The sequence below is a fragment of the Maribacter sp. genome, assembly GCF_039968975.1.
Lineage (GTDB): Bacteria > Bacteroidota > Bacteroidia > Flavobacteriales > Flavobacteriaceae > Maribacter.
In genome coordinates this window covers 1-10,543 of sequence record NZ_JBDVOT010000136.1, presented here as the reverse complement: position 1 = coordinate 10,543, position 10,543 = coordinate 1, and the positions used below count along the sequence as shown (strand labels likewise).

Below are 10,543 nucleotides of genomic sequence, written 5' to 3'. Positions count from 1 at the left end.
ACATGGTGCGCATTGGTGACTGGATCAGTTTTGACAAATTTGGTGCCGATGGAGATGTTATTGAAATATCATTGGCAACGGTAAAAGTTCAGAATTTTGATAAGACCATTACTACTATACCCACTTATGCATTAATATCAGATTCCTTTAAAAACTGGCGCGGTATGCAAGAATCTGGAGGAAGACGTATTAAACGAGCCTTGATTATTAGTCAAAAAAGTGTTCGTTTTTTAACTGATACCGATGTAACAGAATTTAAAAAAATACAACTTATACAACCCTATTTAAATACAATACACGAGCAGATCAAAACTTACAACACTGAAAATGACATTGACAAAGAACTTGCAATAAATGGCAAAAACCTGACCAATATTGGGGTGTTTAGAAAATACGTGAACGACTATCTTCAAAACCATTCTGCCGTAAACAAAGGCATGACTTTAATGGTTCGTCAATTAGCACCAACACCGCAAGGTATACCTTTAGAGATTTATGCATTTAGCACTGATAAACGATGGGAGAATTACGAATATATTATGGCAGATATTTTTGATCACCTATTAGCTGCCCTACCCTATTTTCAACTACAGGTATATGAAATACCGGTACCTATTGCTTCTTCATAACTATTCGTCTTTTACTTTCTTTTATATTTTAATCTACTAGCTCTATTGACTTTAGATGAAAATTGTATCTTTCTTGGGTAGATTTGCTGGTGCTCATAATTACATTGACAAATATTAATGGAAAATCATGCTTCAAAAAAAATTCAATGAACTACTGACAAAATATACCGATGATAAAAGTTTGATAAATACATTATGGTCAGAAATCGAAAAAAAATATTCAGGCAATAAAAGACATTATCATACATTACAACATCTTGATAATTTATTAGCTCAATTGACTGATGTAAAAGAAGAAATACAATACTGGGATACTATCCTATTCACCCTATACTACCACGACGTCATCTACAACGCAACTAAGTCAGATAACGAAGTGAAAAGTGCAGAACTTGCCGAAAAACGTATGAAGGAAATTTCTCTTTCTAGTGAGGTTATTGAACAATGTAAAAAACAAATTTTAGCTACTAAATCGCACCATAAATCAATCGACAGCGACACTAACTATTTTACAGATGCAGACCTTTCCGTATTAGGTCAAAGTTGGGAAACATACACTCTATACTATAAAAATGTTAGAAAGGAATATGCTATCTACCCTTCCTTTATTTATAATCCTGGACGTAAAAAAGTTCTACTCCATTTTTTATCAATGGACAGGATATTTAAAACCGACTTTTTTTATAACCAATTTGAAACACAAGCTAAACTAAATTTACAACGTGAACTTAAATCGCTTTAAAAGAACAAAAAGATAAAATCAGATCTATTATTTCAGTTTATCATAATACAAATAGATGAAAAAAGTAAAATATTAAAATTAACTGTTATTCACTATAATCTATAGTAAAACCACGACAATGATTAACTTCTATCTAAAAGCCAAACATTGGCAATTATTCATTTTAATGTTGGGTATACCTTTGGCATACCAAATATTTGCTTTATTTCAATTATTTGAATTACGAACGCTTGCTTCTGAAACATCAGATAATAATGGAGTTGGCGTTACCGAGGTTGTAAATGAAAACCTATTTTATTTTGATTTCTTCCCTTATATAATGATTTTATACATAGTAATATTTTTCGGCTGGTTTTGGTCAATGGCAATTGGTCTTCAAAAAAACATTCCGTCAGAAATTACAATGAAGGTTCAAAAGTTTAAAATTTTATTCTTCATCCCTCTAATCTATATCATTCTACTATTGGTCTTTATGGGCGGCCTTTTTTCTGGAATAAGCACTAATAGCTTCTCACTTATCGGTTGGCCTCTGTATATTTTTGTACTGCTTCATTTATTCTCCATGTTCTGTATATTTTACTCCATGTATTTTGTGGCTAAAACAATTAAAACTGCCGAATTAAAAAGAAAAGTGAAATTTGGAGACTTTGCTGGGGAATTTTTTCTTTTGTGGTTCTATTTTATTGGTATTTGGATTATTCAACCAAAGGTGAATACCTTGTATAAAAATGCAAACACTACTACTAAGAATAGTCAAATACTTTAAAAAATATGAATATGAATGCTTCAGAATTAACAGATGAAGAATTAGTACTTGAAAAAAAGAAATTAAAAAAGTCAAAGATTATGAATGCGTTTATAATTGGCTTTCTTGCAAGTATTGTAGTTATTGGGATTGTATCATCAATTATTGGAAAAAATTTTGGAGCTCTTATACCATTACTATTTCCTATCTATTTTATATATAGATTAGTTAGTAATTCTAATAAAAATGATGAGTTAGAAGCGTTATTAAAAAAGCGAAACATTTGATTTAAATATAAAACTGAAATTTTCATTACCCCCTACTGTGCTAAGTCAGGTTTTTAACCATACAAAAACAAAATGAAAAACAACCAATCAATCATATTATTACTTCTTTTAACAGCAATTTCTTGCAAGACCATTGACAAGAAAATTGAATCTAAAAACGCCATAAATATTCAATGGACGACTGATTTAAAAGGTGACTTTTCGTTTAAAGAAAATTGGAATTATAAGGAAGGAATTTACAAAAACAGTCATGGTCAATTAAGTTGCGATGGCAGTTGCCCGGTAGCTATTGACAGAATGAAAGACAATACCGGTAAAATATATAAAGATTCATTACAAGCATTTTATAAGTTAATAGACACCACCCACGTCTATCATTCATTGAAATCTGAGAACAGAATGTATGAATATTCAGGTACAGATTATATAGATTTCAAGAAACTAAAGAATGGGACTATAAAAGGAGAATCTCAAAGCAACGTTTCTACACATAGCAATTTAATATTGGAACTGATAAATGACTCATGTAGCGCTTCTGTTTATTTCAACAGTATAAGAGATTTAGGAATAAATACTTTCCCTTTAAAAAGCGGAACTATTAAAATAGATAAAGCATTATTTGAAAGCGGAATTATAAAAGCAGTGTTTGATTTTGAGTTTGTAAATACTTTAGAAACAGATAATCAGTTATACTGGAAAGGGAATATTTACAGCAAAATAATTACTGAATAAAAAGTACGAACACCATACTGCCAATCAAATGAATGAAAATCTTAAACAATACGAGCAATCAATTAAGAAAAAGCACATTTTTAGTTGGTCTCCCAAATTTGAAGAGAAAATAAAAACTGATTTGAATAAAACAGTGATTATAAATGTTGTCAATAAAACTTTCGAAAAATTAGGGTGGGATATTGTTTACCATGATGAAAGAAATGCCGAAGCAAAAAGAAAAGGAGATTGGAACCGCTGGACCGAAAAAATCAATGTATCGTTTAAAAATGGCAAATTAACCGTTAAAAGTGTTTCTCTAGGTAACGAAATGTGGGATAATGGTAGAAACTCTAAAAGGGTTAAATTATTCATCCACGCATTTCAACAAACCGAAAAAGAGTTTGATCATGAATCTATTGCAGCATTAGAAAAGGAAATTGAAAAAGCCAATAATTGGGATGACTACGTTATACCAGAAAATTTACCAAAACCAAAAAGACGTAAAGAACCTCAGATTTTAATTCCGATTGTTGGCGGCTTAATTACAGCCCTCTTAGTGGGGTTTTTAGTTGCTTTCCTCTCCGTTAAAGGAATTTACATTATTGGCGTTTTTGAAGTTGCAGTTGCAATTATTTTAGGCTATGCGCTTACCCAACTCATCAAATTAAGTAATTATACTTTTTATGATTATTTACATTACATTCTTATAGCAATGATAGTGGTCACATATGTTTCTAATCAATATTTTCAGTATCAAATAATATTGAACGAAAACAACTTTGAACCCTTTAGTTTTTGGGAGTTTATACAAATAAGATTTGAAGCTGGTCTGATCATTAAAAGTGCAAACACTGGTTGGATTGGTTTGGTAATAAGCTGGGTCGTTCAATTAGTAATCACATATTATGTTGGTCTCTTAAGATTTGTTTCTGGCTTAACTGCCTATCAATTAAAAAGAATTCCTACAGAGGTTGTTGATTTTGTATACTATCATTTTGTAAAAGAAAAATCAGAGCAACAAGTTAGAACTGAACTATCAAAAATGGGATGGACAGCTACTCAAGACCAAGATGAAGTATTCGAATCAATTGGTGCAATAGCAGGTGCAACCGAATTACAAAGAATGGAGTAAACAATTAGTCTTCAAAAAAACAATTTTAACCACAAGAACCAAAGATGAAAAATATTATAATCATAATAGTCTTAATAGTCACCAATCTCTCTTTTGCACAAAGCGAAGAACATAAAGAAAAATTTAGAACATTAGAACCTGATATTTGGTTGGGTATTTGGGATAAAGATAATTCTAGCAAAGAAATAAAAATAGATAGTTTAAGCTATAATGATATTCCTAAATCATTAGATTTTAAAGGCACTGTAGTAGAAGCGTTAAAATGGAATGATACCAATGGTGAAAATATTCTTATACAAACGGTAACAGGTAATTTTACTTGGATGGACTATGAAAAAGATAGTACAGATTATACACTTAAAGACAAAGCTGAACTCTATGCTTATTTATTCATAAAAAGCAGTAATGAAAACGAGTACAAAAAGAAATGGCGGCTATATGATTATATAGAATGTTATAGTTTAGATTGGTTTATTGGTTATGCACCAAAAGCAACCACCATAACAGATTTGGACAATGACGGTATTACCGAAATAGCCATGCCTTATGTTTTAATGTGCCGTGGAGGAATGGATCCTGGCAACATGAAAATAATCATGTTCGAAGATAGTTCCAAGTATGCTCTACGAGGTGAAACCATGCTTATGTGCGGTAATGAAAATGCTTATGGCGGCGAATATGAAGCTAGCACCAACTTAGAAAAAAAACCAAAATTCAATACTTTTCTAAAACAGCATTGGGATAGAAATAAATGTGAAGAAGGAAAATACTATTAAAGAATTACTGCTAAAATACAATAGCTCTAATTACTTAATTAAACACAGCTAAAGCAACAATTTGCATTAAAACATATGAGACCAGAACTAAAGCCAAATTTAGCAATAGCTCGTAAACTATATCCTGTAGTAAAACAAAAGATCCTTGACTTTACTGAGTTTTGGGATAACAACCCAAATAAGGCAGAATTAAAACATGACGAGGTAAAATCAGATTTAGAAAAACTAACCGGAAAAAATTTAGCCGAATTTAATTTATGGGAATATTGGGAAGCTGACGGAATCGAAAATTTATCTTTTAGAATATCCCTACCTGATCCAATCAGAATTTCAGACTTTAAGAAAAATGAATTAATGGAAGTATTGGTGAAAATCAAAACTTTTGAAAATCCTGAGAAATATGAAGACGATGAAATTGCAATGCAAAATTGGGCTAATGAGTCTTCTTACTTTCAAAAATTAATAGACATAAATTTTGTCAATTACCAGCACAAATATTTCAACCAGAATAAAGATAAAAACGGAAACTATTTTGAATACACGGTTGATGAAATTTCTGATTTTATTTGGCGAGAATAATAGATTACAATTTAAGACTCCATTAGTGTAGAAGAAAATCTAAAACCAAACCTGAATATGAAAAACATATTTAAAAAAAAGCAAGAATTATCTCAGGATCAAAAAGCTAAAACCTTTTGGAGCTGGTTTAAAATAAATCAAAACAACTATCTTTTTTTATCTGATGTTGATGAAGAAGAAAAAGAAAACCTATTAAACATTTTTATAGAAGAACTACAAAAATTCAACGAGCACCTTTATTTTGAAATCGGTGGTCACCCAGATGATGAAAAGGTAGAATTAATAATATCTGCTGAAGGAAACACAGACGTTTTTCCTGCAGTCGAAGACCTAACAACAGTTGCCCCTAGCTTTAAAAATTGGGATATCATTGCTTTTAAACCACCAATGGGAAAGGGATTTGAACTGGAATTTCATGGTATTAAATTTAATCCTGAAACAATTATTTACGTACCCCTACATTCAAAAACTAATCCTAATTCTATTGGTATAAATGTATATTATCCTGATTTTATAGAATCAGAAAAAGAAGTTTATCTAACAGGTACTTTTCTCATGTTAGACACCATACTTGGAGAAAAATCTTCTGCTTTAGATATTGATTACGTTGACATATTAAAAACACCAGAAGATATTACCGAATACAATTTTGGTCATCTTTCTGATATCGCCGAATTTGTCAAAGAGAAGAAAAATAGCTAAAAAAACTATTACCTTTTTGTCCGAAATATAAATTATGAAACTACTAATTACATTTCTATTACTATTCATGGCTTACAATACTACTGCGCAAGTAGCTATAATTAATGACAAAGATGGTTTTACCAACGTACGCAAAGTAGCAGATGCAACATCAGAAGTCATTTATAAACTAAAGAACAATCAAGTATTTTGGTATGGACAAGAAGATTACCATTCTAAAGGTGTTGAATGGATTATGATAGAAATACCTAAAAACGACTTCTCAATAGAATGTGGTTCTTTAAATAACCTCTATGGTTATGTTCATAAAAGCAGAATACAACCTATAAATACTCTAGCACAGTATAAGGAAATTGACGTTCAGTTTCTTTATGATACAAAACCCTTTAGTGAAGAAGATAAAATTATTGATTATCAAAATAACCATATCGTTACTATAAACGGACTCTACCCTAGGGGTACTAACGGTAATAAACCAAAGACTGAAACTGAAAAATTAACTATCACAATTAAAGGCATTAAAATTGACGTACCGCAGATTCTAATCAGTGATATTTATGAATGCACAAATGATTTTAACATCTACAAGAACGAAGAAACATACTTTGCCCATCAATGGAATAGTGATGGCGCCGGTGCATATGAAATTGTTTGGGTAATAACAGACAATGAAATAAAGCAACGACTGGTAGGTACCGTGCAATAAGCCTATACATATTAACAAATCGTGTCAGTAAACACCTAAGTTCATATATCCTCTTATACAACAAAGCGTATTCAAAAACGTTTAAAAATTAAACTACAATTACAACAATAGTATGGGCATATTTAAAAAACTATTTGGTTCAAAAGATAATGAAGTACCAAAGAAAGAAACTCAAGATAAATCTACTTCCAAATCTTATGATGATATTGCTTGGATGACAGATCTAAGACGAAGAAATTTAGATATCTGTTTCAATGCCGGCTATAAACCTACCATATCGTTACCAACAGATTTGGGCAGACAATTAAGACCTGCTATAGAAATAGCGAATAGACTACATGCCATAAAAGCATTGGTATTGTGGTTAATGGTCCCTGAAGAAAGTTTACCAAAAGAACACATCTTAAGTTTTGTTGAGAATAATAATCTTCAAAATTTTATGACTCAGGATGAAAAAGCAATTTTAGACGTGCCAAGAGATGATGAGCAAGCAAGAAATGCTATTGGCTGGAAATTTGAAAATGCGTGGCCTCTGGCTTGGTATTTTGGTTACAAAGAACCTGAACTAACAGGTGAGATGATGTCAGGCGATCTAATGCAAGACATTTTAAGCAACTACACCTGTAAATTAGACCAAAGCGTGACAGACTGGGTAAAAGATAAAATAACAGTATCTGAAAATGACCTTATGAAAAAAGAAGACCTTTTCTATTGTCTACATAATGCAGTTAGAAGTGCTCAGCTAGGTAGTGATACAGTACCTACAGGTTTTGACCCAATGGGCAATGGTGGTGTTATTCACGAAAGAAGGCATTCTTTAACTTATATGGTTTCTAAAGATACTAGTTGGGAAGATACCGATTTGAGTACTTAATTTTTTTGACCAACAAATTAACGTTTTAAAATCAAGTATTCAACAATTCAAAAAATGACCATATTCTCTTATCATCTTGTCAAAATACCATTTGCTTTGGCAGTTAAGGGGTTATTCGCAAACCCGGTAAAAAAGAATACAAAAGGTCTTGTACATGTCGAATATATGTCTGCCATGACATTAGGCTCACCTATAATATCTACTTCTAGATTTCTTATTAACCAGGTTGCCATTTTTGCACAGTGGAAAAATGAAGAGGCTCTTGAGAACTATCTTAAAAATGAAAAATTCGGTAACATTTTAAATAAAGGTTGGCACGTTCGTTTAGTATTTATGAGAGAATGGGGAAAATTAAGGGATTCAAAATTCCGGAAGAAAAGGCGACATTAGAGAATGAATCTTCTGCTGTAGTTGCTGTCACCATTGCAAGAATGAAACCTTTTGCCATACCCAGATTTTTAAAGTGGGGCAGACCTGTAGAAAAGCTGGTTAGAGATCATTCCGGCACTTTACTTTCTTTGGCATCCATTAAATTTCCTAATACCGTATCTACTTTTTCTATTTGGAAAACTGAAAAAGAAATGACGAGTATGGTTCATGGCCATAGCAATATGCCTAAACCAAAAAGACATTCAAATGCCATGAAAGAGAGAGATAGAAAAGACTTTCATTTTGAATTTACCACACTACGTTTTAAGCCAATATCTGAATTTGGAGAATGGAAAGGGCAACAAAATTTCATTCCTACCGCTCAATTAAATAAATTCAGGTAGATGGCATTCGCACCTGTAAAACAAAATCTTCAAGATTGGATCACCCAGCAATGGGTAATTCTATTTGGTAAAAAAATCAATCGTAGAGAACACCAATGGCTTTTGGGTCCGTTTGGTAAGACCAATGGTATTGGAGTAAAATTCATTCAGCAATTAGCAGAAAATGAAAATCTAAACATAGATGATAAGCAAATAGACAAAGGCTTATTACAGTCTATTAGCCAATTAAATTTACCAGAGCAAGAACTTAATAAGTTATCTAAAAATGTAATTGACTTTTACGAAAACACAAGCAATTATGATTTTGACCTAACGGTAAAATGGAACCCTGTATTTAAAATATTTGGAGGGTTATTAAAAACCTTGTTTAGTAATCGTATTCAGCAGTTAAATATACCCATGGGTGCCGATAAGGACTCCGAAGTTTTACAAAGTGAAATTATTCATTTAATAGACAAAAAAACAAAACTAGTTAAGCGAACGATATGGCTCAGGACTTTTAAAAAATCTGGTCAAGTAGTGTATTCTGGTGTCTATGAGCCTTGTACCCTACCGAATGGCACTAGTTGTATAAAAGCGATTTTTCCTTTGCCGAATGGCAGTGCAACGGTTATATTAAACCCGACAGTAGGTGCAAATGGTGAACTTATTTTAAACTCATCAGGCAAAAAAATTGGGGATAGCGGATTTTACTTTCAACTACATGATGCTAAAGGAAACTTATGGACAAAGTTTATTAAATCATTTAGAGATAAACTTGTGGTAAATTCTGAAAATGAAAAAATAACAGCAATACAAACTTTAACATTATGGAATTTAAGAGTATTACAATTTACCTATAACATTAAAAAATCCCTATAAAATGCATTACTGCTGCTATTTCAAATCGCTACAATTTCATTCATCAAAAATCATATATTTTTTCGGCAGAAGGTTAATACTAAGTTTATGTTAATTCGTTCAATTTATAAAAACCTCTTCACCGAAGGTATCAAATAAAATTCAGTTATTTGTGGTAAAGAATATTCATGAAATTGAAGATTGATAAGTTTGTCTTTTTTATAATTATTGCCATAGTATTAGCATACTTATTTCCACAGTGGGGAACACAAGAAAGTAAACTTCCGATAAACGCAATTAGTAGTATAGGTATTTCACTAATTTTCTTTTTTTACGGACTCAAGTTAAGTCCCGAGAAATTAAAACAAGGACTCAAAAACTGGAAATTACATCTATTGGTGCAGGGAGCTACTTTTTTACTTTTCCCTTTATTGGTTTTACTGCTACATCCATTAATTCAAAATGAAGAACAAGAAAACATTTGGTTAGGTTTCTTCTTTTTAGCTGCATTACCATCTACGGTTTCATCTTCAGTTCTTATGGTCTCGCTGGCAAAAGGGAATATACCCGCAGCAATATTTAACGCCAGTATTTCTGGCATAATAGGTATTGCCCTTACCCCATTATGGATGGGACTATTTGTAAGTGATTTACAAACAGATTTCGATTTTACAGAAATTTACATTAAACTAATTGTACAAATAATAATACCAGTAATAATAGGGCTTCTTTTACATCGCTTCTTTGGTTCTTTTGTACAGAAACACAAAAGCAAAATAACACTGTTCGATAAATCGATAATTCTATTGATTATCTATAAAAGCTTTAGTGAATCTTTTGAAAAGAATATTTTTAGTGCTGTCTCTATATTAGATTTACTTCTCATTTTAATAGGTGTCATATTCTTGTTTTCAATTGTATTCTATCTCACAAAATTAATATCAAAAAGACTACATCTTAATAAAGAAGACCAAATTACCGCACAGTTTTGCGGTACTAAAAAATCGCTGGTACACGGTACCGTTTTTTCTAAAATACTATTTG

General features: G+C 31.5%; 15 protein-coding genes. All 15 read left to right on the top strand.

Going from position 1 to position 10,543, the window contains the following annotated elements; genetic code table 11:
* On the top strand, window positions 1-629 hold a 629-nt coding region (locus tag ABJI11_RS08845; protein ID WP_348351341.1), incomplete at its 5' end, for a mechanosensitive ion channel domain-containing protein.
* 127 nt (window positions 630-756) lie between these two features.
* Complete coding sequence (locus ABJI11_RS08840; RefSeq protein ID WP_348351339.1) at window positions 757-1,371, top strand: hypothetical protein; 615 nt, start codon at window positions 757-759, stop codon at window positions 1,369-1,371.
* 118 nt (window positions 1,372-1,489) lie between these two features.
* Window positions 1,490-2,137 (top strand): hypothetical protein, encoded by a 648-nt coding sequence (locus ABJI11_RS08835; protein WP_348351338.1) that lies wholly within the window; start codon window positions 1,490-1,492, stop codon window positions 2,135-2,137.
* An 11-nt stretch (window positions 2,138-2,148) separates the two neighbouring features.
* On the top strand, window positions 2,149-2,403 hold the full coding sequence (locus ABJI11_RS08830; RefSeq protein ID WP_348351336.1) for a hypothetical protein: 255 nt from the start codon (window positions 2,149-2,151) through the stop codon (window positions 2,401-2,403).
* A 72-nt stretch (window positions 2,404-2,475) separates the two neighbouring features.
* Window positions 2,476-3,135, top strand: a complete 660-nt coding sequence (locus tag ABJI11_RS08825) for a hypothetical protein (protein ID WP_348351334.1) — start codon at window positions 2,476-2,478, stop codon at window positions 3,133-3,135.
* A gap of 28 nt (window positions 3,136-3,163) precedes the next feature.
* Window positions 3,164-4,249 carry a hypothetical protein gene (locus ABJI11_RS08820; protein ID WP_348351332.1) on the top strand — a complete coding sequence of 362 codons (1,086 nt, stop codon included), beginning with the start codon at window positions 3,164-3,166 and terminating at the stop codon, window positions 4,247-4,249.
* 44 nt (window positions 4,250-4,293) lie between these two features.
* Window positions 4,294-5,025, top strand: a complete 732-nt coding sequence (locus tag ABJI11_RS08815; RefSeq protein WP_348351330.1) for a hypothetical protein — start codon at window positions 4,294-4,296, stop codon at window positions 5,023-5,025.
* Window positions 5,026-5,100: 75 nt separating this feature from the next.
* Window positions 5,101-5,604, top strand: coding sequence for a hypothetical protein (locus ABJI11_RS08810; RefSeq protein WP_348351328.1), 504 nt, complete (start codon window positions 5,101-5,103; stop codon window positions 5,602-5,604).
* 57 nt (window positions 5,605-5,661) lie between these two features.
* A complete protein-coding gene (locus ABJI11_RS08805; protein WP_348351327.1) occupies window positions 5,662-6,306 on the top strand; it encodes a hypothetical protein in 645 nt (214 codons plus the stop codon).
* Window positions 6,307-6,340: 34 nt separating this feature from the next.
* Window positions 6,341-7,012, top strand: coding sequence for a hypothetical protein (locus tag ABJI11_RS08800; RefSeq protein ID WP_348351325.1), 672 nt, complete (start codon window positions 6,341-6,343; stop codon window positions 7,010-7,012).
* A 112-nt stretch (window positions 7,013-7,124) separates the two neighbouring features.
* Window positions 7,125-7,886, top strand: coding sequence for a DUF4272 domain-containing protein (locus tag ABJI11_RS08795; protein ID WP_348351323.1), 762 nt, complete (start codon window positions 7,125-7,127; stop codon window positions 7,884-7,886).
* 54 nt (window positions 7,887-7,940) lie between these two features.
* Window positions 7,941-8,276, top strand: coding sequence for a hypothetical protein (locus tag ABJI11_RS08790; protein WP_348351321.1), 336 nt, complete (start codon window positions 7,941-7,943; stop codon window positions 8,274-8,276).
* Window positions 8,228-8,659, top strand: coding sequence for a hypothetical protein (locus ABJI11_RS08785; protein WP_348351319.1), 432 nt, complete (start codon window positions 8,228-8,230; stop codon window positions 8,657-8,659). Before ABJI11_RS08790 ends, ABJI11_RS08785 begins: the two co-directional genes overlap by 49 nt.
* Window positions 8,660-9,520 (top strand): hypothetical protein, encoded by an 861-nt coding sequence (locus tag ABJI11_RS08780; RefSeq protein ID WP_348351317.1) that lies wholly within the window; start codon window positions 8,660-8,662, stop codon window positions 9,518-9,520.
* A 167-nt stretch (window positions 9,521-9,687) separates the two neighbouring features.
* Window positions 9,688-10,543: bile acid:sodium symporter family protein (locus tag ABJI11_RS08775; RefSeq protein WP_348351315.1), on the top strand; the 856-nt coding region annotated here is incomplete at its 3' end.

What these genes read in the sequence shown, in the direction of transcription:
- ABJI11_RS08840 (WP_348351339.1), top strand. Translation starts at nt 757, where the DNA reads ATGCTTCAAAAAAAATTCAATGAACTACTGACAAAATATACCGATGAT.
- ABJI11_RS08835 (WP_348351338.1), top strand. Translation starts at nt 1,490, where the DNA reads ATGATTAACTTCTATCTAAAAGCCAAACATTGGCAATTATTCATTTTA.
- ABJI11_RS08830 (WP_348351336.1), top strand. Translation starts at nt 2,149, where the DNA reads ATGAATGCTTCAGAATTAACAGATGAAGAATTAGTACTTGAAAAAAAG.
- ABJI11_RS08825 (WP_348351334.1), top strand. Translation starts at nt 2,476, where the DNA reads ATGAAAAACAACCAATCAATCATATTATTACTTCTTTTAACAGCAATT.
- ABJI11_RS08820 (WP_348351332.1), top strand. Translation starts at nt 3,164, where the DNA reads ATGAATGAAAATCTTAAACAATACGAGCAATCAATTAAGAAAAAGCAC.
- ABJI11_RS08815 (WP_348351330.1), top strand. Translation starts at nt 4,294, where the DNA reads ATGAAAAATATTATAATCATAATAGTCTTAATAGTCACCAATCTCTCT.
- ABJI11_RS08810 (WP_348351328.1), top strand. Translation starts at nt 5,101, where the DNA reads ATGAGACCAGAACTAAAGCCAAATTTAGCAATAGCTCGTAAACTATAT.
- ABJI11_RS08805 (WP_348351327.1), top strand. Translation starts at nt 5,662, where the DNA reads ATGAAAAACATATTTAAAAAAAAGCAAGAATTATCTCAGGATCAAAAA.
- ABJI11_RS08800 (WP_348351325.1), top strand. Translation starts at nt 6,341, where the DNA reads ATGAAACTACTAATTACATTTCTATTACTATTCATGGCTTACAATACT.
- ABJI11_RS08795 (WP_348351323.1), top strand. Translation starts at nt 7,125, where the DNA reads ATGGGCATATTTAAAAAACTATTTGGTTCAAAAGATAATGAAGTACCA.
- ABJI11_RS08790 (WP_348351321.1), top strand. Translation starts at nt 7,941, where the DNA reads ATGACCATATTCTCTTATCATCTTGTCAAAATACCATTTGCTTTGGCA.
- ABJI11_RS08785 (WP_348351319.1), top strand. Translation starts at nt 8,228, where the DNA reads ATGGGGAAAATTAAGGGATTCAAAATTCCGGAAGAAAAGGCGACATTA.
- ABJI11_RS08780 (WP_348351317.1), top strand. Translation starts at nt 8,660, where the DNA reads ATGGCATTCGCACCTGTAAAACAAAATCTTCAAGATTGGATCACCCAG.